Genomic DNA, 26,337 nt, shown 5'->3' on the forward strand with positions numbered 1-26,337 from the left:
TTCGCCGCCAGGTGCTGGGAAGCCTTTGGCTTCCCAGTCCCGCAGATTAGCGACTGATCGGCTTGTAGCGGATGCGCTTGGGCTTGGCGCCTTCCTCACCCAGACGTTTGCGCTTGTCTTCCTCGTACTCCTGATAGTTGCCGGTAAAGAAGCTCCACTGGGACTCGCCTTCGCAGGCCAGGATGTGGGTGCAGATGCGATCGAGGAACCAGCGGTCGTGGCTGATGATCAGCGCGCTGCCGGCGAATTCGAGCAGGGCGTCTTCGAGCGCGCGCAGCGTCTCGACGTCGAGGTCGTTCGACGGTTCGTCGAGGAGCAGCACGTTGCCACCGGTCATCAGCGTCTTGGCCAGATGCAGGCGGCCGCGTTCGCCGCCCGAGAGTTTGCCGACGACCTTCTGCTGGTCGCCGCCCTTGAAGTTGAAGCGGCCGATGTAAGCGCGGCTGGGCATCTCGAACTTGCCGATCTGCAGGATGTCGCGGCCTTCGGCAAGCTCGTCGAAAACGGTCTTTTCGGCCGAGAGGTCAGCGCGGCTCTGATCGACGTAGGCCATCTTGACCGTCGGGCCGACGACGACTTCGCCGCTGTCGGGCTGCTCCTGGCCGGTGATCATGCGGAACAGCGTCGATTTACCGGCGCCGTTGGGGCCGATGATGCCGACGATGGCGCCGGCCGGGATGGTGAACGACAGGTTGTCGATCAACAGGCGGTCGCCAAAGCCCTTGGATACATTGTTGAACTCGATGACCTTGTCGCCCAGTCGCTCGGCGACGGGGATGAAAATTTCCTGCGTTTCATTGCGTTTCTGGTACTCGTAGCTTGCCATTTCCTCGTAGCGGGCCAGGCGCGCCTTGCTCTTGGCCTGGCGCGCCTTGGGGTTGCTGCGCACCCATTCGAGCTCCTGCTTCATTGACTTCATGTGCGCGTCGACTTGCTTTTGCTCCTGCTCGAGGCGCTCTTCCTTCTGCTCCAGCCACGAAGAGTAGTTGCCCTTCCACGGGATGCCGTGGCCGCGGTCCAGTTCGAGGATCCATTCGGCGGCGTTGTCGAGGAAGTAGCGGTCGTGGGTGACGGCCACCACGGTGCCCGGGAAGCGGCACAGGAACTGCTCGAGCCACTCGACCGACTCGGCATCGAGGTGGTTGGTCGGTTCGTCGAGCAGCAGCATGTCGGGCTTGGACAGGAGCAGTTTGCACAGCGCGACGCGGCGCTTCTCACCGCCCGAGAGGTGCTTGATCGGGGCGTCCCAGGGCGGCAGGCGCAGCGCGTCGGCGGCGATTTCCATCTGGTTCTCGAGGTCGGAGCCGGCAGTGGCGATGATCGCCTCCAAGCGGGCTTGTTCCTCGGCCAGCTTGTCGAAATCGGCGTCCGGTTCGGCGTAGGCGGCGTAGACGGCTTCGAGCTTGCTCTGGGCTTCCATCACTTCGCCCATGCCCGACTCAACTTCCTGGCGCACGCTCATTTCGGGATTGAGTTCAGGTTCCTGCGGCAAGTAGCCGATGCGGATGCCGGCGAGGTGCTGCACCTCGCCTTCGTATTCCTTGTCGACGTTGGCCATGATGCGCAGCACGGTCGACTTGCCCGAGCCGTTGAGGCCCAGCAGACCGATCTTGGCGCCCGGGAAGAAGGACAAGGAGATGTCCTTGATGATCTGGCGTTTCGGGGGGACGATTTTGCTCACGCGGAGCATCGACATGACGTATTGGGCCATAGCTCTGAAAACGGATGCGGGATGGTGGGGGACAAAGACGCAAGTGTACCCGAGGCATCGCTGCTTGCGCGAGCCTCGGGCGGTTTGATGGAAGGATTAACGCGGGCGCAGCGCTTCGTCGAGCGCGATGTCGACCATCAGGTCGTTCGACAAACGCTCGAGGTCGGCGATCAGGGCGCGGGCGTCGAGACTGGCGTCGGCGGTGAGTTCGGCGCTGGCGTGGAACATCGAGGTGGCCGACATCGGGGCGCTGGCCGTGCGCGTGACCAGTTCCTCGACGTTGACCGCGTGCCGGGCGAGAACCTGGGTGACTTCGCGCACGATGCCGATGCGGTCGTGCCCGACCAGTGAAAGCTTGAGGCGGCGCGTTGCGGCGCATGCACTTGGAGGCGACGAGGCTTCCGCCCGAACGCGCAACCCGGGCAGCGTGGACAGCGCGGCATTGAGGGCGTCGAGCCGGGCTTCAGGAAGGTCGACGCAGACGATCCCGGCGAACTTCCCGGCCAGGTGCGACATCGACGATTCGCACCAACTGCCTTCGTGGGCGCTGATGGCGCTGGCGAGCTGCTCGACGAGGCCGGGGCGGTCGTCGCCGATGACGGTGAGGACGACCGAGGTTCGGGCTTGGGTCATGGTGAGGCCTTCCTGACGTTGCGTGATTTTGCGGATGGCTTCGATTCTAGCGCTTCCATCGGCACCAAGGGGGACTCGGTCGGTGCTTAGTCGGTGCTCAAGGTCAGCACGAGCTGGCGTTCGGCGACCAGATCGCCAGGGGCGACGAAGAGTTCGACGACGGTGCCGCTGTAGGGCGAAGGAATGTCCAGAGCGACCTTGCCGGTTTCGAGGACGATCAGGGTGTCGTCGCGTTCGACGCGCTGGCCGGGGAGCACCAGGACATCGTCCACGCTGACTGCGCCGCTGCCACAGTTGCCGCAGGATTCCCAGCATTCGGGGTATTTGGGCAGACGGATTTCGACGATCGAGGACATGAAGCAGGGCGGCGGCGGAGGTGGTCGCGCGGGAGGCGGTGCGGACATTATCCTTGCGTGGGTCACCGTTGTGACAGCGGGAATTCGGGTGCTTACAGATTGTTACGCAAGCACTGCAAAGCAACAACAGACGACGGATTCAGGGCTGCCTAGAATGGGTTCGTTGCTTCAGCGTTCCCCCGCTGATCAATGTATGGCCCTCCCTGGCCCATCGCAATGATGGGACTTTTAAACCCGCAGCCGACTGCTGCGGGTTTTTTTTATCCTGAATTCGCTTTTCGTGCAAGTTGCTGGCGCAGGCCTCGGCTTGCCGTTCGCTTCGCTTGTCTGGATACTCGGCTCAGCGTTTGGGCTAAGCGCTTGATCATCGAGGAGCCGGAGTGCGTCTTTTCATTGCCTTGCTGCCGCCACCACCTGTCGTTCAGGCGCTCGAACGTCTGAGCGTGGCGGCCGTTGCGCATTTCGAGGGGCGCGCGACGCAGCCTGAAACCCTGCACCTGACCCTGGCCTTTCTCGGCGAAGTGGCGCCCGAGACGCTGTCTGCCGTCGAATGTGCCTGCGCTGAGATCGCGAACGACCCGGCGCTGGCCGGTGGTTTCGAACTTCGCCTGGATCGGCTGGCGTGCTGGCGGCACAACCGTTTGCTTTGGGCCGGGTGCCAGATGCCGCCGGAGGCCTTGCTGCGCCTTGCCGAGGGTTTGCGCCAGAGGCTGTCGGAACCCGGCAGATGTCACGTCGGGATGACCCCTCATGTCACCTTGGTGCGCCGGGTTGCTGCGGTCGACCGGGCGACGGAAGTGTCGTGCGAAGCGTTGCTGGCGGACGTTTGTCCGCAGGGGCTACCGGTATGGCCGGTGGGGGGCTTGGCCTTGGTCGAATCCAGGCTGCTCGCCGCGGGCGCCGAGCATCGGGTGCGTATGCGCTACGCCTTCGGCGGCGGCAATTCGGTGGCGTCGGGCTGAGCCCGTTCCCCGGCGAGGCGCTCGAAGGCCTGGTTGACCGAGAGGAAGACTTCGCCCGAGAGGTCGCGCCAGAGCGGGGCTTGGACGAGCCGATCCTGGACCGGCCCTTTGACTTCGGCCAGGTGCAGGCGGATGCCGCGATCGGAAAGTTCGCGGTTGAGGTCGTGCAGCGTCTCCGCCGCCGTGGTGTCGACGCGGTTGACGGCGCTCATGATGAGCACGACGTCGCGGGTGGCTGGGGCGTGCTCGAGTTCCGCGAAGAGCCGGCTCTCGACGGCGGCAAGGTTGCCGAAAAAGAGGCTCTCGTCGATGCGCAGGAAGAGGGCGCCGGGGATCGTTTCGACGCCGTGGCGCTCGACGTTGCGGAAGTGCTCGCTGCCCGGGATGCGGCCGATGACGGCGATGTGCGGCGTGCTGGCGCGCAGTACCAGGGTGGCGAGCGAAAGGCCGATGCCCAGCGTGATGCCCGCTTCCAGCCCCAGAATCATGACGCCGAGGGCGGTGCCGAGCAGGGCCAGGGCGTCGGCGCGGTCGTAGGCCCAAGCCTGGCGCAAGGTCTTGACGTCGATCATGGCCAGGGCGGCGACCATGATGTTGGCCGCCAGCACCGCGAGCGGAAGGCGGGCCAGCCAGTCGGTCCCGGCCAGGACGATGGACAGCAGGATCAGGGCCGAGACGATGCTCGCCAGCGGACTTTGCGCGCCGGCGGCGACGTTGATCGCCGAGCGCGAGACGCCGCCGCCGACGGGCATGCCGCCGGAGAAGGTGGCGACCAGGTTGGCGCTGCCCAGACCGATCAGTTCGCGGTTGGCGTCGATGCGTTCGCGGCGCTTGACGGCCAGGGCCTGCGCCATCGAGATGTTCTGCACCATGCCGATCAGGGCGAGCAGGGCCGCGGGGACGAGCAGTTCCTTGAAGGTTCCGGCCGAAGGGAGTTGCAGCGCAAACGCGGCGGCACTCTGTTCCACGTGGCCGACGACGGCCACGCCGTGCTTGAGGTCGAGGTCGAGGCGCACGACGGCGAAGGTGGCGACGGCGATGACGACGAGCGGGACGAAGCGGCCGACGAATCCGGCGGTGGTGTCCGAAAAGCCGGCGCGGACCAGCAGCCTGGGCAAGCTGCGCCGGGAGAAGAGGAGGATGAGGAGCGACAGCGCGGCGATCAGTAGCGTGAGCGGATTGACCTGAGTCAGGGATAAATTCAGCAGGTCGCGCAGGGTGCCCAGGCGTCCGCTGCCCGTCAGGCCAAGCAGCGGTTTGATCTGGCTCAGGACGATCAGGACGGCCGAGCCCGAGATGAAGCCGCTGACCACCGGGCGACTGAGCAGTTGGGCAAGGAAACCCAGGCGCAGCAGGCCAAAGGCCAGCACCATGAGGCCGGAAAGAAGCGCCAGCCAAGCCGCCAGTTCGAGGTAGTGCGGGCTGGCGGGGGCGGCCAGCGGGCTGAGGACCGAGAAGGTCATGATCGCCGTGATGGCGACCGGGCCGACGGCCTGGGTCATGCTGCTGCCGATCCAGGCATAGATGAGGACCGGGAAGATGCCGGCGTACAGCCCGGCCTGCGGTGGCAGGCCGGCGAGCAGGGCGTAGGCGAGGCTTTGCGGGATGACCAGGATGCCGACGACGAGCCCGGCGACGAGGTCCGTCGCCAGCCGGTCGCGCGGGTAATGCGCGATCCAGGCAGGGAGGTGACGCTGCCAGAAGCTCATGAGGCGATGTGGGTGATCCGGGATTCCGGGGGCGCCGCTTTAGCGCAGGATCTCGAGCAGTTCGACTTCAAAGACCAGCGTCGCGTCGGGCGGGATCGTGCCGGGAATGCCGCGGCTGCCATAGGCGAGCTTGGACGGACAGACGAGGCGCGCCTTCTCGCCGACCTTCATGGTCTGCACGCCTTCGGTCCAGCAGGGGATCACGCGCTGCAGGGGGAAGCTCGTCGGCTGGCCGCGCTTGTAGGAGCTGTCGAATTCCTTGCCGTCGACGAGGGTGCCGCGGTAGTGCACCTTGACCGTGTCGCTGGCCTTCGGTTGCTCGCCTTTACCGGCTTGCAAGGTGGTGATGGCGATGCCCGAGGCGGTGGTGCGCTCGGCTTTTGCGGTGTTTTGGGCGTTGGCGGTACCGGCGACGAGCACGGCGAGGGTGGCGAGGGTGAGGGTGTTGAGGCGCATGGTCTTCCAGACGGGACGAATAAAACTCAAGGTTCGACAGTGTACCGTTCCTCAAGCAGGGTTTCGATGTCGTCGATCAGTTTTTCCGGCGCGTCGTTGGGCGCGTAGCGGCGCACCACCCGGCCGTCGCGGGCGACGAGGAACTTGGTGAAGTTCCACTTGATCGCCGTGCTGCCTAAAACGCCGGGCGCAGCGGTCTTGAGGTGGACAAACAGCGGGTGTGCGTTCTCGCCATTGACCTCGACCTTGGCGAAGAGCGGGAAGCTGACGCCGTAGTCGAGTTCGCAGAAACGGGCGATTTCCTCTGCCGTGCCCGGCTCCTGGCCGCCGAACTGATTGCAGGGGAAGCCCAGGACGCAGAATCCACGCGCCTTGTAGCGCCGCTCCAGGGCTTCCAGGCCGGCGTATTGCGGGGTGAAGCCGCAGCGGCTGGCGGTGTTGACGATCAGCAAGACCTGACCGGCGTAGTCGGCGAGGGCGACGCTGCCGCCTCCCAGCCGCTCGGCCGAGAAGGAGGCGAGGGGGTGGGAAGCGGTGGGCATGGCCGTTCTCCGGAGTGAAAACGACGAGCTTAAGCGATTTCGTCCATCGGCACGCAACTGCAGAACAGGTTGCGGTCGCCGTGCACGTCGTCGATGCGGTTGACGCTCGGCCAGAACTTGTTGGCCGCCACCCACGCCAGCGGGAAGACGGCCTCCTCGCGGCTGTACGGCCGCGTCCAGTCACCGATGATGTCGGCCTGGGTGTGCGGCGCGTTCTTGAGCGGATTGTCGTCGGCTGGCCAGATGCCGCGCTCGATCTGGTCGATCTCGCCACGGATGGCGATCATCGCTTCGATGAAGCGGTCGAGTTCGGCCTTGGACTCGGACTCGGTCGGCTCGACCATGATCGTCCCGGCGACCGGGAAGCTCACCGTCGGGGCGTGGAAGCCGTAGTCCATGAGACGCTTGGCGATGTCGATCTCGGCGATGCCGGTGGCCGCCTTGAGCGGGCGGATGTCGAGAATGCATTCGTGCGCGACGCGCCCCTGCGTGCCCGTGTACAGCACCGGGTAGTGCGCGGTGAGGCGGCGGGCGACGTAGTTGGCGTTGAGGATTGCCGTCTGCGTGGCCAGCGTGAGGCCGCGACCGCCGAGCAGGGTAATGTACATCCAGGAAATCGGCAGGATCGACGCCGAACCCCAGGGCGCGGCGGAAACGGCGCCCTGGCCGGCGTGCGGGCCGGGAATCGGCTGCACGACGTGGTTGGCCATGAAGGGCGCAAGGTGCGCCTTGAGCGCGATCGGGCCCATGCCCGGCCCGCCGCCGCCGTGCGGAATGGCGAAGGTCTTGTGCAGGTTCATGTGGCTCACGTCGGCACCGATCTCGCCCGGCGAGGTGAGGCCGACCTGGGCGTTCAAGTTGGCGCCGTCCATGTACACCTGGCCGCCGTGCTGGTGCACCGTGGCGCAGACTTCTTTCACTGCTTCCTCGAACACGCCGTGCGTCGACGGGTAAGTGAGCATGATGCAGGCGAGGTTGGCGCTGTGCTGTTCGGCCTTGGCCTTGAGGTCGGCGACGTCGATGTTGCCGCGTTCGTCGCAATCGACGACCACGATCTGCAGGCCGCACATCTGCGCCGTGGCCGGGTTGGTGCCGTGCGCCGATTTCGGGATCAGGCAGATGTTGCGGTGGCTTTCACCACGGCTCGCATGGTAGCGGGCGATGGCGACGATGCCGGCGTATTCGCCTTGCGCACCCGAGTTCGGCTGCATGCAGATGGCGTCAAGACCGGTGATCTCGCGCAGCCCGGCTTCCAGGCCAGCGATCATTTCCAGGTGACCCTGTGCCTGGTCGAGCGGGGCGAAGGGGTGCAGGTCGCCGAATTCGGGCCAGGTGATCGGAATCATCTCGCTCGTGGCGTTGAGCTTCATGGTGCACGAGCCGAGCGAGATCATCGAATGGTCGAGCGCGAGATCCTTGTTCTGCAGGCGCTTCAGGTAGCGCAGCATCTCGTGTTCAGTGTGGTAACGGTTGAACACCGGGTAGCTGAGGATGGCGTCCTGGCGCAGCAGCGCGGCCGGCAGGGCGCTGGCCTGGCCGGTCAGCTCGGCGTCGAGCGCGGCAAGATCGACATCCTGGCCGGCGAAGGCGCGCACCAGCGCGGCGACGTCGGCGCGCGTCGTCTTCTCGTTGAAGGCGACGCCGAGGATGCTTGGGCCGACCTGGCGCAGGTTGAAGCCGGCGTGCTGGGCGGCGGCATAGACTTCGTCGGCGCGCTGGCTGAGGTCGAACTGCACGGTGTCGAAGAAGCTCGCGTGGCGCGGCGCAAGGCCGGCGGCGCGGCGCAACGCTTCGACGAAGAGCACGGTCAGGCGATGGATGCGCGCGGCGATGGTGCGCAGCCCCTGCGGCCCGTGATAAACGGCGTACATGCCGGCCATGTTGGCGAGCAGCACCTGCGAGGTGCAGATGTTGGAGTTGGCCTTCTCGCGCCGGATGTGCTGTTCGCGCGTCTGCAGGGCCATGCGCAGCGCTTTCTTGCCGCGCGCGTCGACCGAGACGCCGATGATCCGGCCGGGCACCGAACGCTTGTGCGCGTCGCGGGTGGCGAAGTAAGCGGCGTGCGGGCCGCCGAAGCCCATCGGGATGCCGAAGCGCTGCGTCGAGCCGAGGGCGATGTCAGCACCCAGTTCGCCCGGTGATTTGAGCAGGACGAGGGCCATCGGGTCGGCGGCGACGGCGACGATGGCGCCGGCAGCCTTGGCAGCAGCGATCGCGGCGGAGAGGTCGGTGACTTCGCCATCGGCGGTCGGGTATTGGAAAAGGGCGCCGAAGGGCGTTTGCGCGGCGGCCTCGGCGGGCGCACCGACGACGATTTCGAAACCGAAGAAGCCGGCGCGGGTGTGCAGCACGTCGAGCGTCTGGGGCAGGACACCGGCATCGACGAAGAAACGGTTGGATTTGGCGTTGCTCACCCGGCGGGCCATGGCCATCGCTTCGGCGGCGGCGGTCGCCTCGTCGAGCAGCGAGGCGTTGGCGAGTTCGAGACCGGTGAGGTCGATGACCATCTGCTGGAAGTTGAGCAGGGCTTCGAGACGGCCTTGCGCGATCTCGGCCTGATAAGGCGTGTAGGCGGTGTACCAGCCCGGATTTTCCAGCACGTTGCGCAGGATGACCTTGGGCGTCAGCGTGTCGGCATAGCCCAGGCCGATCAGCGATTTCTTGATCACGTTCTTGCCGGCGATGGCCTTGAGCGCAGCCAGCGCTTCGGCTTCCGGGCGCGGCTCGGGCAGGGCCAGCGGGGCGCGGCGGATGGCGGCGGGAACGGTCTCGTCGATCAGGGCGGCGAGGCTGGGCGCGTCGATCGCGGCGAGCATCTCGGTGACGTCGGCGGGCGAGGGGCCAAGGTGGCGGGCAATGAATTCATCACGCTGTTCGAGCGCGGCAAGCGGCTGAGAAAGGATTTCGGTCTGGGACATGGCGGTTTCCTGCGGATCGTCTGGGCGCGCGCGACGCGGCGGTGGCGATGGCGCGCAAAGGCGCGGACGACCGGCGCTGCGGCAGAGGCTGCGCCGGTCGTTCGTGAGGCGGCTTTATTCCTCGCAGCTGGCGGTGTAGCCGGCGGCGTCGAGCAGGGCGTCGAGTTCGCCCGGATTGGTCGGCTTGAGCTTGAACAGCCAGGCGGCGTAGGCGTCCTGGTTGACCGACTCGGGCGCATCGACGACGGCGTTGTTCACTTCCAGAACGACGCCGCTGACCGGGGCATAGACGTCCGAAGCGGCCTTGACCGATTCGACGACGGCGGCTTCCTGGCCGGCGGAAAGTTCGGCGCCGAGCTCGGGCAGGTCGACGAAGACGAGGTCGCCGAGCAGTTCCTGGGCATGCTCGGTGATGCCGACGGTGACGGTGCCGTCGGATTCGCTGCGCACCCATTCGTGGCTCTTGGCGTACTTGAGGTTGGTCGGGACGTTCATGGGGGCTCCTGGATCGTTTGTTGGTTTGGGAGGAGGGGGCGGCACGGGGTGTCCGTGCCGCCAGAAAAGCTTATTGGAGCTGTGATTTGCCCTGGCGGACAAAGCAGGGTTTGACGACTTTGGCGGTGAGGCGCTTGTCACGGATTTCGACTTCGACCGTGTCGCCGACGGCCACGCCGAGCGGCAAGCGGGCGAGGGCGACCGACTGCTGCAGGGTCGGCGAGAAGGTGCCGCTGGTGATCTCGCCTTCGCCCTGCGCAGTATGCACCTTCTGGTGCGCGCGCAGCACGCCCTTGTCCTGCAGCACGAGGCCGAGGAACTGCGTTTTCTGACCATTGGCCTGGAGCGTCGCCTTGCCGATGAAATCGCGCTCGCTGGCGAGGTCGACGGTCCAGCCCATGCCGGCGTCGAGCGGCGAGACGGTCTCGTCCATGTCCTGGCCGTAGAGGTTCATCCCCGCTTCAAGGCGCAGGGTGTCACGCGCGCCGAGGCCGATCGGCTTGATGCCGGCGTCGAGGAAAGCCTGCCAGACGGCTTCGGCCTTCTCGGCCGGCAGCGTCAGTTCGAAGCCGTCTTCGCCGGTATAGCCGGTGCTGGCGACGAAATAGTCACCGACGATGACCGAGAAGAAGGGCTTCATGCCCTCGCTCGCCGTGCGCGTCTCGGGCAGCGCCTGCCAGAAGCGTTCCTTGGCCTGTGGGCCTTGCACGGCGATCATCGCCAGGTCGCGGCGTGGCGTGATCGTCACCTGCATTTGCCACTCGGCGAGGCGGGCGGCCATCCAGGCGAGGTCTTTTTCGGCCGTGCCGGCGTTGATGACGACGCGATAGACGTTGTCGGCCAGGTAATAGACGATGAGGTCGTCGACGACCCCGCCGCCCGGGTTGAGCATGGCGCTGTAGAGCGCCTTGCCGGGCAGCTTGAGCTTGTCGACGTTGTTGGCGATCAGGCGGCTGAGGAAGGCCTTGCTGTCCGGACCGACGACGTCGACGGCGCACATGTGCGAGACGTCGAACATGCCGCTGTCGCGGCGTACCGCGTGGTGTTCCTCAAGCTGAGAGCCGTAGTGGAGCGGCATGTCCCAGCCGCCGAAATCGACCATGCGCGCGCCGAGGCGGCGATGCGTGTCGTTGAGGATAGTTTTCTGGGGCATCTTGACCTCGAATCAAAAACGAAAAAAGGGCGAACTCTCGCGAGTTCACCCCTCTGTCCTTGATACCTGAGAGATTTGCGTCGCGCCCAGACGGCTAAGGTGGCGACGTTGCCCCATCGGTGGATGCCTCGCGTTGCGGGCACCGCTCTCCAGAGTTTTCGTGCACAAACGGTCCTTTTGCCTGAGCGTTTCCGGGTGGATTGCGCCTTCGGCGGCGGGTCGTGGCCGGATTTCCGGTGGCCCGCGCTCTCCCATTTGCCGCTGCGACTATACCGCGAGCGACATGCGGCCAGCAAGTGCGCGCCGACGCGTTACCATGGAAAGGTGTGACAGCAATGGAGGGGGCATGCGCCTCTTGCTCGTGGAAGACGATCCGATGATCGGCGCCAGCGTCCAGCGCGGTTTGCGCCAGGACGGGCACACGGTCGACTGGGTGCGCGACGGCGCGGCGGCCGACCTTGCCGTGGCCGCCGGCGTGCATGAACTGATCCTGCTTGATCTCGGCCTGCCGGGAAAGAGCGGGTTGGAATGGCTTGCGCAGTGGCGCGCGCGCGGCGTGACGCTGCCGGTGCTGATCCTCACCGCGCGCGACGCCGTGGCTGACCGCGTGCGCGGGCTCGACGCCGGTGCCGACGACTACCTCGTCAAACCGTTCAGCCTCGAAGAGCTCGCCGCCCGCCTGCGCGCCCTGGGACGACGGCAGGGCGGGCGGGCAGCGCCGCGCCTCGAACTCGGGCCACTGAGCCTGGATCCGGCGACGCACGAGGTAAGCAAAGACGGCCAGCCCGTCGAGCTTTCCGCGCGCGAATTCGCCCTCCTGCACGCCCTCATGGAAAACCCCGGGGTGCCGCTTTCGCGGACGCAGCTGGAAGAGCGCCTGTACGGTTGGGACGCGGAGGTGGCGAGCAATGCCGTCGAAGTGCATATCCACGCCCTGCGGCGCAAGCTCGGTGCGGAGTGGATCAAGAACGTGCGCGGCGTCGGCTACCGCGTGCCTGCCGAGGCCTGAGCCATGCGCTCCCTGCGCGCGCACCTGCTGGCCGGCGTGATCGGCGCCGTCTGCGTCGCCATGCTGGTCGGGGCCTGGGCGACCTATCGCCTCGCCCGCCAGGAGGCCAACGATCTCTTCGATTATCAGTTGCAGCAGATCGCGTTGTCCCTGCGCGACCAGACCTTTCTCGATGCCGCCGAACGCTTGGTGAACGACGAAGACCTCGATTACGTGATTCGCGTCTGGGACCGTTCCGGCCTCGTCGTCTACTCCTCGCGTCGGCCGCTGGTGGCGCCCGAGCTTACGCGCCTCGGGCTATCCACCGTGGCCGGCGAGGACGGCCCATGGCGCAGCTTCGCCTTGCAGTCGCGCGGGCTGACAATCTCGGTCGCCCAGCCACTGCGCGTGCGCGACCGGCTGGCCGCGGCGGCCGCCTGGCGCACCCTGCAGCCTTTCCTGATTCTGCTGCCGGCGCTGGCGCTGCTCATCTGGGGGCTTGTGCATCGCGGCCTGCGTCCGCTCTCGCGATTCGCCCAGGCGCTCAAGGCGCGCTCGCCCGAATCGCTAGATCCGGTGCCGGGGCTTGCCGCGCCGCAGGAAGTCGAGCCGCTGATCGCCGCACTGAACGACTTGCTGGGGCGCATGCAGGCGGCGCAAGCCATGCAGCGCGCCTTCGTGGCCGATGCGGCGCACGAGCTGCGCTCGCCGCTTGCTGCGTTGCAGCTGCAACTGCAGCTCGTTGAACGTGCCGAATCGACGGAGGCGCGCGTCGAGGCGATCGCCGAACTTAAGGCTGGTCTGGAACGGGCGACGCACACCGTGCAGCAGATGCTCACCCTGGCGCGCCTCGAACCAGGGGCCGCGGAACGGGTACGCGCCCCAGTGTCGCTGGCCGATCTCACCCGCGGCGTGGTACTCGAACAGGCGCCGTTGGCTGAGGCGCGCGGCATCGACCTCGGGCTGGTGGCGGCGGATGTCGCCGCCGTTGTTGCCGGCGATGCCGAGGCGCTGCGCATCCTGCTCGCCAACCTCGTCGGCAACGCCCTGCGTTACACGCCTTCCGGCGGACAGGTCGACGTGGCCTGCGGGATGGTGGACGGGCAGGCCTGTCTTGAGGTGGCCGACAGTGGCCCCGGCATTCCGCCGGCCGAGCGCGAGCGCGTCTTCGACCGGTTCTATCGCGGCGTCGTGTCGGGCGAAGGCGGCACGCGCGGCGGCAGCGGTCTGGGGCTGTCCATCGTGCGCGCCATCGCCGAACGGCATGGCGCGCACGTCATCCTGGACGAGGCCGTGCTCGGCGGCTTGCGGGTGCGGGTGATTTTCGCCGCAGACGCCAAGGCTTGAATTTCAATTTTGGCGGCTTTGAACGGAGGCTGCGACCGCTGGTCTGGAGGGCGCATCCAGCGGTCGTTTCAGCGTGCATGCCCGGAAACCCGCATCGGAATGCGCCTTCCAGGCCGGCTCGGCTCCGCGCACACGCTCTTACGCACCGTTACAGAGCCTTAAGTCGACCTTAAGTCTGCCCTTTCTAAGCTTTCGCCATGGCCCTGTCCGGGGTGTCCGGGCATGGGGTTCGACGGCGAGAACAGGAGGATGGAAATGGATAAACGTTCCTTGAAACTCAAGCGTGGGGCGGTGGCGGTGCTTGCTGTCCTGGGGCTGTTGGGCGCGTATGGACTGGGCAGTCTGCAGCCGTGGTCGGCGGCGCATGCCGAGACGGCAGTGAGCGCGCCGGTGGCGGCGCCTGCCTTGCCGTTGCCGACAGGCCTGCCGGACATGAGCGCGATCGTTGCCCGCAATGCGCCCGCAGTGGTGAATGTCAGCGTGGCCGGCAAGGTCCGGCGAACGGCGGAGGCGCCCGATTTTCCGAGTCTCGAACCCGGCGACCCGTTCTACGAGTTTTTCCGCCGCTTTCAGGGCGCGCAGCCGCACGGCGAGCAGCGCGTGCGCGGGCAGGGCTCGGGGTTCATCGTGCGCGAGGACGGCGTGATCCTGACCAATGCGCACGTGGTCGATGGCGCGGACGAGGTGACGGTGAGGCTCGCCGACAAGCGGGAATTCAAGGCCAAGGTGATCGGCGCCGACAAAGCGACCGACGTGGCGGTGCTCAAGGTCGAAGCGCGCGGCCTGCCGGTGGTGAAGACCGGTGCGTCGGCAAAGTCGCGCGTCGGCGAGTGGGTGCTGGCCATCGGTTCGCCGTTCGGTTTTGAAAGCAGCGCGACGGCGGGGATCATCTCGGCGCTGTCGCGGGCCTTGCCGGACGAGAACTACGTGCCCTTCATCCAGACTGATGTGGCGGTCAATCCAGGCAACTCGGGCGGCCCGCTGTTCAACATGGCCGGCGAGGTGATCGGCATCAACTCGCAGATTTACAGCCGCAGCGGCGGTTACCAAGGGTTGTCGTTCGCCATTCCGATCGAGGTGGCGATGAAGGTCGAAGGTCAGCTCATGAAGACCGGGCAAGTGCAGCGCGGACGTCTGGGCGTCACCATCCAGTCGCTCGACCAGTCGCTTGCCGACTCTTTCGGCTTGTCAAGTCCGACCGGCGCGCTGGTGAGCGGCGTCGAGCCCGGCGGCCCGGCGGCCAAGGCCGGACTCGAGGCCGGCGATGTGATTCTGGCGGTGAACGGGCAACCGGTCGACACCTCCAATGCCTTGCCGCCTTTGGTGGCCGACCTGGCGCCGGGCGAGACGGCCAAGCTCAAGGTCTGGCGTCAGGGGCGCGAGCGTGAAATCAAGGTGCAGGTTGGCCGCCAGGCGCAGGTCGCAACGGCGAAAGCGGGCGAATCCACGCCGGCCGTCGGCGGCCGGCTGGGGCTGTCCGTGCGTCCGGTCGAGGTTGGCGAAGGACGCGGCCTTTATGTCGAACAGGCGCAAGGGACGGCGGCCAAGGCCGGCATTCGGCGGGGCGACGTGATTCTGGCCGTGAATGGCGAAGCGGTGGCCAGCGTCGAGGCCTTACGTGCCCAGATTGGCAAGGCCGACAAGCGCGTCGCCTTGCTCGTCCAGCGCGGCGAAATGCGTCTCTTCGTGCCGGTCGACCTGGGCTGATGCCGGGTGCAAAGCCTGCGCGTCGGCGCAGCGCAGGCGGCAGCATCGGGTCAAGCGCGCGCCCGGGCGAGGCGGGCGGGGCGGTATGCTATGATTCCACGCTTGTTTTCCGTGAGCCGCCTTGCCCATCGTGACCGTCGTCGACCTCCACTGCCACTCCACCGCCTCCGACGGTCTGCTGTCGCCGGCCGAGCTCGTGCGTCGTGCGGCGGCGAACGAGGTCGAGATGCTGGCCTTGACCGACCACGACAACCTCGACGGTCTGGCCGAGGCGCGCGCGGTGGCCGAGGCGGAAGGGATGCGCTTCGTCAATGGCGTGGAAATCTCGATCGAGTGGGGCGGCCTGCAGGTGCATGTATTGGGCTACGCCTTCGACGCGATGGCGCCGGCGCTCAATGCCGGGCTGGAGCAGATCCGCTCCGGGCGCCTCGACCGTGCGCGGCGTATGGCCGCCGAACTCGAACGCGTGGGCATCCCCGGCGTCTTCGAGGGGGCTTTGCGCTACGCGGAGAATCCGACTCTGGTGAGCCGTGCCCACGTGGCGCGTTACCTCGTCGAGATCGGTGTCAGCAAGGATGTGCGCGGCGTTTTCGAAAGCTACATCGTGCCCGGCAAGCCGGGCTACGTCGAACACCGCTGGGCATCGCTCGCCGATGCCGTGGGATGGATCCATGCGGGCGGTGGCGTCGCGGCGATCGCCCACCCGGGGCGCTATAAATTCTCGCGCAGCGAGATGCGCACGATGCTGGATGAATTCAAGGCACTCGGCGGGCGCGGTCTCGAAGTCGTGTCGGGCAGCCATTCGGTGGACAATGTGAGCCTTTTCGGGCGGCTGGCGCGCGAGTACGGTTTCCTGGCGTCCTGTGGTTCCGATTTCCACGGCCCGGGCGAGAGCTACGTCGACCTTGGCCGCACGTCGCCCTTGCCGCTGGGGCTCACGCCGATCTGGGAAGCCTTCTGAGCATGGCGCGCTACCTCTCCCTGCACCCCGAAGATCCGCAGCCGCGTCTGATTGCGCAGGCCGCGTCGGCGCTGCGCGACGGCGGGGTGATCGCCGTGCCGACCGACTCGTGCTATGCGCTGGCCTGCGCGCTCGGCGACAAGGATGCGCTCGAACGCATCCGCCACCTCCGGGGCGTCGACGACCGGCATCACCTGACCCTGATGTGCCGCGACCTCTCCGAAATCGCCCAGTTCGCGCGGGTCGACAACGCCCAATATCGGCTGCTCAAGGCGACGACGCCGGGCAGCTATACCTTCATCCTCGAAGGCACCAAGGAGTTGCCGCGGCGGGTGCTGCATCCGAAGCGCAAGACCATCGGCCTGCGCATCCCCGCGCATCCCGTGGCGCAGGCTTTGCTCGCCGAGCTCGAGGGGCCGCTGTTGACCTCGACCCTGATTCTGCCGGGCGACGAAGCGCCGCTCACCGAAGGCTGGGAAATTCAGGACCGGCTCGACGACCACCTCGAACTCATCCTCGACGGCGGTTACTGCGGCACCGAACCGACCACCGTCGTCGATCTGACCGCCATGCCGCCGTCCCTGGTGCGCGCCGGGCGGGGCGACCTAACGCCCTTCGCTTTCGAGTGACCTTGCATGGACATTGCCGCGCTCGTTCAGAGCCTCACCATCTCGGCCCTGCCGATCATCTTCGCGATCACCCTGCACGAAGCTGCGCACGGCTACGCGGCCCGTCATTTTGGCGATCCGACGGCGTGGATGCTCGGCCGGATCAGCGCCAATCCGCTGCGCCATATCGATCCGATCGGCACCTTGCTGGTGCCGGCGGTCATCGTGTTTACGAGCTATGTGGCGCTCGACAGCGTGTTCATCTTCGGTTGGGCCAAACCGGTCCCGGTCAACTTTGGCCGCTTGCGCAACCCCAAGCGCGACATGCTCTGGGTGGCCGGTGCAGGGCCCGCGGCCAACCTCGCGATGGCGCTGGCCTGGGCGCTGCTGTTCAAGCTCGTCACCTTGATGCCGATCCATGCCTACAGCCTGCCGCTGGCCGAAATGGCGCGCATCGGGATCAACGTCAACATCGGCCTGATGGTGCTCAACCTGTTGCCCTTGCCGCCGCTCGACGGCGGCCGCATCGCCGTCAGCCTGTTGCCGTATCCGCTGGCCGTCCGTTTTTCGCAGCTTGAGCGCTGGGGCTTCCCGATCCTGCTGGTGCTGCTTTTCACCGGCCTGCTCGGCGACATCATGCGGCCCTTCGTCGTCGCGCTCAAACGCCTGATCGTCCTTCTCATTTCCTGAGTCTTTCTTTCCGAGTCTTCCCATGTACGCAGAACGAGTCCTTTCGGGCATGCGCCCCACCGGCAGTCTTCACCTCGGCCACTACCACGGCGTGCTGAAGAACTGGGTCAAGCTGCAGCACGAGTATCCCTGTCTCTTCTTCGTCGCCGACTGGCACGCGCTGACGACGCAGTACGATGATCCGCACGGCATCGCCGATTCGGCCTGGGACATGGTGATCGACTGGCTGGCGGCGGGCGTCGATCCGGAGAAGGCGACGCTGTTCATCCAGTCGCAAGTGCCGGAACACGCCGAACTGCACCTCCTGTTGTCGATGATGACGCCGCTCGGCTGGCTTGAGCGCGTCCCGACCTACAAGGATCAGCAGGAGAAGATGTCGAACAAGGACCTGTCGACCTACGGCTTCCTCGGTTACCCGCTCCTGATGAGTGCCGACATCCTGATCTACCGCGCCGACAAGGTGCCGGTCGGCGAAGACCAGATTCCGCACGTCGAAATCACGCGCGAGCTGGCGCGTCGCTTCAACCACATGTACGGCCGCGAGCCGGGCTTCGAGGAGAAGGCGAAAGAAGCGGTCAAGAAGCTGGGCAGCAAGAATGCGCGCTTCTTCGAAGAGCTGCGCAAGGCTTACCAGCAGGACGGTAACGCCGACGCCGTGGCGCGCGGCAAGGAGGTCATCGCCGCGGCGCAGAGCCTGTCGGCGGCCGACCGCGAGCGCCTGCTCGGGCATCTCGAAGGGACCGGCAAGATGATCCTCGTCGAGCCGGGCTACCTGCTCACCGAGGCGTCGAAAATGCCGGGCCTCGACGGACAGAAGATGTCGAAGTCGTACAACAACACCATCACTCTGCGCGAGGATGAAGCCTCGGTGACGCAGAAGATCAAGCGCATGCCGACCGACACCAATCGCGTGCGTCGTACCGATCCGGGCGACCCTGAGCGTTGCCCGGTGTGGCAGTTGCATCAGGTGTATTCGGACGAGGCGTGCAAGGACTGGGTGCAGAAAGGGTGTCGCAGCGCTGGCATCGGTTGCATCGAGTGCAAGCAGCCGGTGATCGACGGCATCCTCGCCGAGCAGGCGCCGATGCGCGAGCGCGCGCAGCGTTATCTCGATAACCCGAAGCTCGTGCGCGAGATCGTCGCCGAAGGCAATGCCAAGGCCAGCGCGCTGGCGCGCGAGACGATGCGCGACGTGCGCGCGTCGATGGGCCTGAGCTACGCCTGATCGGCGGGCGGCGGAGCGCGGAACTTGAGCGAGCAGGAACAGGCCTTGGTGGCGGTGGATTCCACAGCAGAAGCAGTGGAAGAGAGCGCTGCAGCCAGCCCCTTGGCGCGCATCTACGGCGAGCCGATGGTGCAGATGCCGCTCGACCTCTACATTCCGCCGGACGCCATGGCGGTGATGCTCGACGCCTTCGAAGGGCCGCTCGACCTGTTGCTGTACTTGATCCGCAAGGCCAACGTGAATGTCCTCGACATCCCGATGGCGCCGCTCACCGAGCAGTACCTGACCTACGTCGAGGCGATGCGCTCGCACAACCTCGAGCTGGCGGCGGATTACCTCGTCATGGCGGCGATGCTGATCGAGATCAAGTCGCGCATGCTGCTGCCGCGGCCGAAGGCTGTCGAAGGCGAGGAGGTCGAGGATCCGCGTGCCGAGCTGGTGCGGCGGCTGATTGAGTACGAGCAGATGAAGCTCGCCGCTGTGCGCATCGATACGTTGCCGCAGGCCGAGCGCGATTTCGTCTGGGCTTCGGCGCTGGTTGAGCGCTCGTTGTTGCAGCGCTTGCCCGACGTCGATCCCGAGGACTTGAAGAATGCCTGGGCGGCGATCGTGCGCCAGGCCAAGCTGCATTCGCACCACACGATCCAGCGCGAGGAGCTTTCGGTGCGCGAGCACATGGGGCTGATCCTGCGCCATTTGCGTGATTGCGGCGGTTTTGTCGAGTTCGTGGATTTGTTCGATACGACGCAGGGCGTGCCCGTGCTCGTGGTACATTTTTTGGCGATGCTTGAACTGGCGCGCGAGCACTTGCTCGTGATCACCCAGTCGGAAGCGTTTGCCCCGATTTACGTGAGGTTGGCCGATGGACGAGACGAACCTGCCGCCGGTGACGGAAACGTCGCCGGAAGCGAACGCGCAGACGACCGCGACGTCGCCCGATAATCCCCAGCAGCTCAAGCGGGTGCTGGAGGCCGTGCTGCTCAGCGCGCAGCAGCCGGTGTCGATGCTCGAGTTGCGCAAGGTGTTCGCCGACGCGATCGCTGCCGATGTGCTGCGCGTTCTGCTCGACGAAATCCGTTTGGAATGGACTGCGGCCGAGCGTCCGCTCGAGCTCGTGCAGCTGGCCAGCGGCTGGCGTTTTCGTACGCGCGCCGAATACCTGCCCTATCTGGAGCGTTTGAGTCCGGAGAAGCCGCCCAAGTATTCGCGCGCGGTGCTCGAAACCCTGGCCATCATCGCCTATCGTCAACCGGTGACGCGCGGCGACATTGAAGACATCCGCGGCGTGACCGTGGCCAGTCAGATCATCAAGGTGCTCGAAGAACGCGGCTGGGTCGACGTCGTCGGGCATCGGGAAACCCCCGGTCGTCCGGCCTTGCTGGCGACCACCAAGAAATTCCTCGACGACCTCGGGTTGCGCAGCGTCACCGAATTGCCGCCTCTCGAAGTCATGAGTCAAACCCTGGATTTAAGCGATGCCCAATAAACCCCGTAACACCCCCTTCCGTCCGCCGTCCGCCGAATCCGCACGCAGTCGGCGTGGGCAGGCCGCCCGTCAGGCGGAGCCCGAAGAGGGCGAGCTGCTCGACGAAAAACCGCGCGGTGCCTTGCGGCGTTCCGTGCGCAGCGAAACCCCAACCGGCAAGCGTGCGCGCCACGTCGAGCAGCCCGGCAAGCCCGAGCGTCTGCAAAAACTGCTCGCGCAAAGCGGTGTCGGTTCGCGCCGCGACATGGAAACCCTGATCGCCGAAGGGCGAGTCAGCGTCAATGGTGAGGTGGCCCAGATCGGCCAGTCGGCGTCGCCGGGCGACCGGATCAAGGTTAATGGCCGCTTGGTGCAGCTCAAATTCGCCAACCGCCTGCCGCGGGTGATCCTTTATCACAAGCCTGAAGGCGAGATCGTCTCGCGCGACGATCCGGGGCGGCGTCCCTCGGTGTTCATGGCCTTGCCGCGCATGAGCGGCGGGCGCTGGGTGGCGGTCGGTCGGCTCGACTTCAATACCAGCGGCCTGTTGCTATTTACCACCTCGGGCGAGCTGGCCAATCGCCTGATGCATCCGCGCTACAACCTGGTGCGCGAGTATGCCGTCCGGGTTCTGGGTGAGCTGCCCGCCGATGCGCAGCAGCGTTTGCTGGCTGGCATTGAGCTTGAAGACGGGCCGGCGCAGTTTTCCAGCTTTGTCGATGCCGGTGGCGAAGGTGCCAATCATTGGTACCGGGTGTCGCTCTTCGAGGGCCGGAACCGCGAGGTACGGCGCATGTTTGAGGCCGTCGGGGTGACGGTCAGCCGCCTGATGCGCGTTCGCTACGGTCCCATCGTGTTGCCGCCCAACCTGCGTCGTGGGCAGGTGGCCGAGTTGGGTGAGGCGGACGTGGTGCGTCTGATGAACGATTTCGGTCTGGGCGACGCTTTGCCGGCGCGGCGTCCGCGCGTGCCTCGCCAGCGCTGAGCGCCCTGTTTCGGTTTCGGGCGGTCGACGATGCGTGGCGCAGAATGCGCCGACGCAGGGCGTTTTGCATTTCATATTTTACGCGAGCGGATAATTTCGTTATAATCCAGCGGTTTTTCCGCTCGCCCCTCGCGGGGCATATTTTTCGGGGATGGGCGTTTCGCCCATTTTTTATTTGTGGCTATGGATTTGCACGAACTTCTTGAAACCACGGTGACCGGTCTGGGTTACGAACTCGTCGATGTCGAGCAGAGCCCTCGCGGCCGCGTTCTGCGCGTGTTCATCGACAAGCTGGACAAGCCGGGTGGCATCGACGTCGAAGACTGCGCGCTGGTTAGTAATCAGCTGTCGCGGGTGTTGGCCGTGGAGAACATCGACTACGACCGCCTTGAGGTGTCTTCGCCCGGGCTGGATCGGGTGCTCAAGAAGCCGTCCGACTTTGTGCGTTTCGTCGGTTCGGAGGTGAATCTGCGGCTGCGTGTCCCGACGAGCGGAGGCCGACGCAACTTCAATGGCGTCCTCCTTGCGTGTGAGGACGGCAAATTGCGTCTGGCGATCGATACGGGCGAAGTCGAGCTCGAACTGGGTAACGTCGATAAGGCGCGCCTGGTTCCGAAGTTCGACTAGATCATAGGCTGGATAGGGGGTAGAGGAATTATGAGCCGCGAAATACTGCTGCTGGTCGACGTGCTGGCGCGCGAGAAAAACGTGAGCAAGGAGGTCGTGTTCGGTGCGCTCGAAATGGCGCTGGCCTCGGCGAGCAAAAAGCGCATCCATGACGACGCCGACGTGCGCGTTTCGGTCGACCGCGAAACGGGCGACTTCGAGACCTTCCGCCGCTGGGCGGTGGTGGCCGAGGAAGACTACCTCAACGAAAACAACCAGACGCCACTCTCGGAAGCGCAGGAGCAGGATCCCGAGGTTGAGGTCGGCGATTTCCTCGAAGAGGCGATCGAGCCCGTCGATTTCGGTCGCATCGGCGCACAGGCTGCCAAGCAGGTGATCCTGCAGAAGATTCGCGATGCCGAGCGTGAGCAGATCCTCAGCGATTTCCTTGATCGTAAAGAGCATCTCGTCACCGGGACGATTAAGCGCATGGAGCGTGGCAACGCGGTGATCGAGGCCGGCAAGGTCGAGGCCCTGCTGCCGCGCGATCAGATGATCCCGCGCGAAAATTTGCGCATCGGCGATCGCGTCAAGGCTTTCCTGTTGCGCGTTGACCGTTCGGCGCGCGGGCCGCAGCTGATCCTCTCGCGTACCGCGCCGGATTTCATCGTCAAGCTTTTCGCCATGGAAGTGCCGGAAGTCGATGACGGCCTGCTCGAGATCAAGGCCGCTGCGCGCGACCCCGGTCTGCGCGCCAAGATCGCCGTCAAATCGAATGACCAGCGCATCGACCCGATCGGGACCTGCGTCGGCATGCGCGGCATGCGTGTCACCGCGGTGACCAACGAGTTGGCCGGCGAGCGCGTCGATATCGTCTTGTGGTCTGCTGATCCTGCGCAGTTCGTCGTTGGTGCTCTGGCGCCGGCTGAAGTGCTGTCGGTGGTCGTCGATGAAGACAAGCACAGCATGGACGTCGTTGTCGACGAAGCCAACCTCGCGGTGGCGATCGGCCGTGGCGGCCAGAACGTGCGTCTGGCCTCCGAGCTGACCGGCTGGGCGATCAACCTGATGACCGAGGAAGAGTCAAAGACGCGCGTCGATGCGGAGTCTGCGGCGATCCGCGTGCTCTTCATGGAAAAACTCGACGTCGATGAAGACGTGGCCAACATTCTGATCAACGAAGGTTTCTCGACCCTTGAGGAAGTGGCCTACGTGCCGCTCCATGAGATGCTCGAGATCGAAGCTTTCGACGAAGCGACCGTGCAGGAGTTGCGTGAGCGCGCCCGCAACGAGCTGTTGACCGAAGCCATCGTGGCTGAAGAGCAGCTCGAGAATGTGGCTGAAGACATGCTTTCACTTGAAGGCATGGACAAGACGCTGGCTGCGAAACTGGCCGCGCATGGAGTCAAGAACCGGGACGACCTGGCTGACCTGGCAATCGATGAGTTGGTCGAGATGACAGGGGTCGACGCCGAAAGAGCCAAACAACTGATTACCACCGCGCGCGCGCATTGGTTCGAGTAAGCGGAGGAGGGGATTTACACATGGCGCAAACAAGCGTTGCCCAATTTGCCAGCAGTTTGAAAATGCAGGTCGGCACCCTGATCGAGCAGTTGAAGCGTGCAGGCGTCGAGAAGAAGCAGGCGGATGACCAGCTGACCGAGCAAGACAAGGCCAAGCTGCTTGAGTACCTGCGGCGTTCGCACGGCGAAACCGAAGCGAAAACCAAGATCACGCTGACCCGCAAGGAAACGAGCGAGATTCGTGCACAGGATTCGCACGGCAAGTCGCGTACCGTCCAGGTCGAGGTGCGCAAGAAGCGCGTGCTCGTCAAGCGCGACGTGTCCGAGTTGCGTGCCGAAGCGACGCGTCTGCAGCAGGCCGTCGAGGCCGGGCAGGAGCCAGAGGTCGAGCGGGTTGTCGCGGAAGCGCTGCCGGTCGAGCCGGCGCCCGTGCCGGTGCCGCCGCCCGTCGTCGAGGTCGCGCCGCCCGTTTCGGAGCTGCCCGCTCAGCCCGAGCCTGAACCCGAGCCCGAGCCCGAGCCGGTCATCGAGCCGACGCCCGAGCCCGAAGTCGTTGCTGAAACGGCTGTCGAGCCGGAGCCGGTGGTCGAGGCCGAGGCGCCGGCTAAGCCGGAAGCCCCGGCCGGGGCCAAGAACAAAGGCGGTGACGCCAAGCCAGGCAAAGGTGCTGCGCCGAACAAGAAAGTCGTCAGTCGTGCTTCGATCATCGGCGAAGAGCAGCGTCGTCTGCGTGCCGAGGAAGAGCGCCGCGCCGCCGAGCTGCGCGCGCGCCAGGAAGCCGAATTCCGCGAAAAGCAGCAGCGCGCCGCCGAGTTGGTGCGCCTGAAGGCAGAGGCCGAGCAGAAGGCTGTGGCGGCCAAGGCGGCCGAGGCGGCCAAGAAGGCTGTCGCCGAAAAGACTTCGAACGACAAGTCGGAAGAGAAGCGTCCCGAGCGTCCGGCGGCCAACAAGCCGGCACAGGACAAAGACAAAAAGCCGGGCGCCGGGAAGAAGGAGCCCTGGAAGAGCGAAGGGACTGGCAAGCGCCAAGGGCCCAAGACGCGCGGCACAGCGACGCCGGCCGGCGGCGGCTGGCGCGACGGTAAGGGCGGCGGCAAGCGCGGCTCCCGTTCCGAGCGCGATGAGCAGCATGGCTTCCAGGCGCCGACCGAGGCGATCGTGCGCGATGTGCAGGTGCCGGAGACGATTTCGGTTTCCGATCTGGCGCACAAGATGGCCGTCAAGGCGACTGAAGTGATCAAGACCCTGATGAAAATGGGTTCGATGGTCACCATCAACCAGGTGCTCGACCAGGAAACGGCGATGATCATCGTCGAGGAAATGGGGCACCGTGCGGTCGCGGCCAAGCTCGACGATCCCGATGTCTTCATCGAAGAGGCGATGCAGAAGGACGTGCCGCTCGAGCCGCGTGCGCCGGTGGTTACGGTCATGGGGCACGTCGACCACGGCAAGACCTCGCTGCTCGACTACATTCGTCGTTCCCGCGTCGCTTCGGGCGAAGCGGGGGGGATCACGCAGCACATCGGTGCCTATCACGTGAAAACTGCCCGCGGCGTCGTAACCTTCCTCGATACGCCGGGTCACGAAGCCTTTACGGCCATGCGGGCGCGCGGCGCCCAGGCAACCGACATCGTCATCCTGGTGGTCGCGGCCGACGACGGCGTGATGCCGCAGACGCGTGAGGCCATCCACCATGCCAAGGCGGCGGGCGTGCCCATCGTCGTGGCGGTGAACAAGATCGACAAGCCGGAAGCCAACCCCGATCGCGTCAAGCAGGAGCTGGTGGCCGAGCAAGTGGTGCCGGAAGAGTACGGCGGTGATTCGCCTTTCGTCGCGGTTTCGGCCAAGACGGGCCAGGGCATCGACGAACTGCTCGAGAACGTGCTGCTGCAAGCCGAAGTGCTTGAGCTGACGGCACCCAAGGAAGCGCCGGCCAAGGGGTTGATCATCGAAGCACGTCTCGACAAGGGGCGCGGTCCGGTGGCGACGATGCTGGTTCAGTCCGGCACCCTGCATCAGGGGGATGTCGTGCTGACCGGCCAGGTTTACGGCCGGGTGCGCGCCATGCTCGACGAGAACGGCAAGTCGATCAAGGAAGCTGGCCCCTCGATTCCGGTGGAAATCCTCGGCCTTTCCGATGTGCCGTCGGCAGGTCAGGAGGCGATGGTTCTTGTGGACGAGCGCAAGGCGCGCGAAATCGCGCTCTTCCGCCAGGGCAAGTTCCGCGACGTCAAACTGGCGACCAAGCAGGCTGCCAACCTCGAAAACATCCTCGATCAGATGTCCGAGGCCGAGGTCAAGACACTCTCGCTGATCATCAAGGCCGACGTTCAGGGTTCGCAAGAAGCGCTGGTGCAGTCGCTGCAGAAGCTCTCGACCGACGAAGTCAAGGTCAATGTCATTCACGCGGCGGTCGGTGCCATCAGCGAGTCGGACGTCTATCTGGCGCAGGCCTCGAAGGCCGTCATCCTCGGCTTCAACACCCGTGCCGACGCTGGTGCGCGCAAGACGGCAGAGAGCGTTGGCATCGACATCCGTTACTACAACATCATTTACGATGCGGTGGATGACGTGAAGGCGGCGTTGTCGGGCATGCTGTCGCCGGAGAAACGCGAGGATGTGACCGGTCTGGTCGAGATTCGCCAAGTCTTCCGTGCGAGCAAGATCGGCACCATTGCCGGCTGCTACGTACTCGAAGGCGTGGTCAAGCGCTCCTCGCGGGCTCGTCTGTTGCGCAACAACGTCGTTGTCTGGGAAGGCGAGCTCGATTCGCTCAAGCGCTTCAAGGACGACGTCAAGGAAGTGCGCGGCGGTTTCGAGTGCGGTCTGTCGCTCAAGAACTACTCGGCGTACGAAGAGGGCGATCAGCTCGAAGTGTACGACGTGACCGAAGTGGCGCGGACGCTCTAAGTGACTGGCAACAAATCTTTTTCCCGTCGAGATCGCGTCGCCGAGCAGGTGCGGCGCGAACTTGCCGAGCTGATCCGCAGCGAAGTCAAGGATCCGCGCGTGGGCATGGTCAGCATCACCGATGTCGAGGTGACGCCCGATTATGCGCACGCCAAGGTCTTCTTCAGCACTCTTGGTGGTGCGGCGCAGGTGCCTGAAGTGCTGGCTGGCCTGACCAAAGCCTCCGGCTTCCTGCGACGCGAACTGGGGCGGCGGATTCGCATCCACACCACACCGCAACTGCATTTCGTCTTCGATGCCTCGCTTGAGCGCGGCATGGGGATGGATCAGCTGATTCGTGAAGCGGTTTCGCTTTCGGATCAGTCGCAGGACAAAACCGAAGACTGA

Annotated in this window: 24 protein-coding genes and 2 riboswitches; of the genes, 15 read left to right on the forward strand and 9 right to left on the reverse strand. The window is 65.5% G+C overall.

Going from position 1 to position 26,337, the window contains the following annotated elements; all coding sequences use genetic code 11:
* Nucleotides 1-46: 46 nt before the first annotated feature.
* From ettA to QMB55_RS08335, 3 genes are all read right to left on the reverse strand, one after another.
* The gene (gene ettA / locus QMB55_RS08325; RefSeq protein ID WP_497588223.1) at nt 47-1,711 is read right to left on the reverse strand and encodes an energy-dependent translational throttle protein EttA; all 1,665 of its coding nucleotides are present in this window, start codon (nt 1,709-1,711) and stop codon (nt 47-49) included.
* 96 nt (nt 1,712-1,807) lie between these two features.
* Nucleotides 1,808-2,344, reverse strand: a complete 537-nt coding sequence (locus QMB55_RS08330) for a glycine cleavage system transcriptional repressor (protein ID WP_497588224.1) — start codon at nt 2,342-2,344, stop codon at nt 1,808-1,810.
* A gap of 86 nt (nt 2,345-2,430) precedes the next feature.
* Entirely contained in the window at nt 2,431-2,700 is a 270-nt protein-coding gene (locus tag QMB55_RS08335) for a biotin/lipoyl-containing protein (RefSeq protein WP_497588225.1), read from the reverse strand.
* Between the two features lie 380 nt (nt 2,701-3,080).
* Between QMB55_RS08335 and thpR the strand changes: the two genes are divergently transcribed.
* Nucleotides 3,081-3,662, forward strand: coding sequence for an RNA 2',3'-cyclic phosphodiesterase (gene thpR / locus QMB55_RS08340; RefSeq protein WP_497588226.1), 582 nt, complete (start codon nt 3,081-3,083; stop codon nt 3,660-3,662).
* On the opposite strand, the gene QMB55_RS08345 is transcribed toward thpR, so the two are convergent.
* The 6 genes from QMB55_RS08345 to gcvT all read right to left on the reverse strand — a co-directional run bounded on the left by QMB55_RS08345 (nt 3,623) and on the right by gcvT (nt 10,935).
* Entirely contained in the window at nt 3,623-5,371 is a 1,749-nt protein-coding gene (locus tag QMB55_RS08345; protein ID WP_497588227.1) for a SulP family inorganic anion transporter, read from the reverse strand. The genes thpR and QMB55_RS08345 overlap by 40 nt on opposite strands.
* Before the next feature lie 39 nt (nt 5,372-5,410).
* On the reverse strand, nt 5,411-5,827 hold the full coding sequence (locus QMB55_RS08350; RefSeq protein WP_497588228.1) for an FKBP-type peptidyl-prolyl cis-trans isomerase: 417 nt from the start codon (nt 5,825-5,827) through the stop codon (nt 5,411-5,413).
* Nucleotides 5,828-5,853: 26 nt separating this feature from the next.
* Nucleotides 5,854-6,369 (reverse strand): glutathione peroxidase, encoded by a 516-nt coding sequence (locus QMB55_RS08355; RefSeq protein WP_497588229.1) that lies wholly within the window; start codon nt 6,367-6,369, stop codon nt 5,854-5,856.
* Between the two features lie 29 nt (nt 6,370-6,398).
* Nucleotides 6,399-9,287, reverse strand: a complete 2,889-nt coding sequence (gcvP, locus tag QMB55_RS08360) for an aminomethyl-transferring glycine dehydrogenase (RefSeq protein WP_497588230.1) — start codon at nt 9,285-9,287, stop codon at nt 6,399-6,401.
* Nucleotides 9,288-9,401: 114 nt separating this feature from the next.
* Nucleotides 9,402-9,782 (reverse strand): glycine cleavage system protein GcvH, encoded by a 381-nt coding sequence (gcvH, locus tag QMB55_RS08365; RefSeq protein ID WP_497588231.1) that lies wholly within the window; start codon nt 9,780-9,782, stop codon nt 9,402-9,404.
* Between the two features lie 70 nt (nt 9,783-9,852).
* Nucleotides 9,853-10,935 carry a glycine cleavage system aminomethyltransferase GcvT gene (gene gcvT, locus QMB55_RS08370; RefSeq protein WP_497588232.1) on the reverse strand — a complete coding sequence of 361 codons (1,083 nt, stop codon included), beginning with the start codon at nt 10,933-10,935 and terminating at the stop codon, nt 9,853-9,855.
* A 43-nt stretch (nt 10,936-10,978) separates the two neighbouring features.
* Nucleotides 10,979-11,094, reverse strand: a riboswitch (glycine riboswitch).
* A riboswitch (glycine riboswitch) is annotated at nt 11,095-11,199 on the reverse strand.
* Between the two features lie 82 nt (nt 11,200-11,281).
* On the opposite strand from gcvT, the gene QMB55_RS08375 reads away from it, so the two are divergent.
* From QMB55_RS08375 to rbfA, 14 genes are all read left to right on the forward strand, one after another.
* Nucleotides 11,282-11,944, forward strand: a complete 663-nt coding sequence (locus tag QMB55_RS08375; RefSeq protein ID WP_497588233.1) for a winged helix-turn-helix domain-containing protein — start codon at nt 11,282-11,284, stop codon at nt 11,942-11,944.
* 3 nt (nt 11,945-11,947) lie between these two features.
* Nucleotides 11,948-13,270: an ATP-binding protein gene (locus tag QMB55_RS08380; protein ID WP_497588234.1), complete on the forward strand. Its 1,323-nt coding sequence runs from the start codon at nt 11,948-11,950 to the stop codon at nt 13,268-13,270.
* Between the two features lie 255 nt (nt 13,271-13,525).
* Nucleotides 13,526-14,977, forward strand: coding sequence for a DegQ family serine endoprotease (locus tag QMB55_RS08385; RefSeq protein ID WP_497588235.1), 1,452 nt, complete (start codon nt 13,526-13,528; stop codon nt 14,975-14,977).
* Between the two features lie 130 nt (nt 14,978-15,107).
* Nucleotides 15,108-15,938 carry a 3',5'-nucleoside bisphosphate phosphatase gene (locus tag QMB55_RS08390; protein ID WP_497588287.1) on the forward strand — a complete coding sequence of 277 codons (831 nt, stop codon included), beginning with the start codon at nt 15,108-15,110 and terminating at the stop codon, nt 15,936-15,938.
* A gap of 2 nt (nt 15,939-15,940) precedes the next feature.
* Nucleotides 15,941-16,567 (forward strand): L-threonylcarbamoyladenylate synthase, encoded by a 627-nt coding sequence (locus tag QMB55_RS08395; RefSeq protein ID WP_497588236.1) that lies wholly within the window; start codon nt 15,941-15,943, stop codon nt 16,565-16,567.
* Between the two features lie 12 nt (nt 16,568-16,579).
* Nucleotides 16,580-17,236, forward strand: coding sequence for a site-2 protease family protein (locus QMB55_RS08400; RefSeq protein ID WP_497588288.1), 657 nt, complete (start codon nt 16,580-16,582; stop codon nt 17,234-17,236).
* A gap of 22 nt (nt 17,237-17,258) precedes the next feature.
* Nucleotides 17,259-18,461 (forward strand): tryptophan--tRNA ligase, encoded by a 1,203-nt coding sequence (locus tag QMB55_RS08405; RefSeq protein ID WP_497588237.1) that lies wholly within the window; start codon nt 17,259-17,261, stop codon nt 18,459-18,461.
* Between the two features lie 24 nt (nt 18,462-18,485).
* Nucleotides 18,486-19,403, forward strand: a complete 918-nt coding sequence (locus QMB55_RS08410; RefSeq protein WP_497588238.1) for a segregation and condensation protein A — start codon at nt 18,486-18,488, stop codon at nt 19,401-19,403.
* Nucleotides 19,324-19,947, forward strand: a complete 624-nt coding sequence (scpB, locus tag QMB55_RS08415) for an SMC-Scp complex subunit ScpB (protein ID WP_497588239.1) — start codon at nt 19,324-19,326, stop codon at nt 19,945-19,947. Before QMB55_RS08410 ends, scpB begins: the two co-directional genes overlap by 80 nt.
* Nucleotides 19,937-20,911, forward strand: a complete 975-nt coding sequence (rluB, locus tag QMB55_RS08420; RefSeq protein WP_497588240.1) for a 23S rRNA pseudouridine(2605) synthase RluB — start codon at nt 19,937-19,939, stop codon at nt 20,909-20,911. Before scpB ends, rluB begins: the two co-directional genes overlap by 11 nt.
* Nucleotides 20,912-21,094: 183 nt before the next feature.
* Complete coding sequence (rimP, locus tag QMB55_RS08425) at nt 21,095-21,538, forward strand: ribosome maturation factor RimP (RefSeq protein ID WP_497588241.1); 444 nt, start codon at nt 21,095-21,097, stop codon at nt 21,536-21,538.
* 30 nt (nt 21,539-21,568) lie between these two features.
* Nucleotides 21,569-23,041 (forward strand): transcription termination factor NusA, encoded by a 1,473-nt coding sequence (gene nusA / locus QMB55_RS08430; RefSeq protein WP_497588242.1) that lies wholly within the window; start codon nt 21,569-21,571, stop codon nt 23,039-23,041.
* Nucleotides 23,042-23,061: 20 nt separating this feature from the next.
* On the forward strand, nt 23,062-25,950 hold the full coding sequence (gene infB / locus QMB55_RS08435; RefSeq protein ID WP_497588243.1) for a translation initiation factor IF-2: 2,889 nt from the start codon (nt 23,062-23,064) through the stop codon (nt 25,948-25,950).
* Nucleotides 25,951-26,337 carry a 30S ribosome-binding factor RbfA gene (gene rbfA, locus QMB55_RS08440; RefSeq protein ID WP_497588244.1) on the forward strand — a complete coding sequence of 129 codons (387 nt, stop codon included), beginning with the start codon at nt 25,951-25,953 and terminating at the stop codon, nt 26,335-26,337.

The organism is Propionivibrio sp., from assembly GCF_041441355.1.
Lineage (GTDB): Bacteria > Pseudomonadota > Gammaproteobacteria > Burkholderiales > Rhodocyclaceae > Propionivibrio.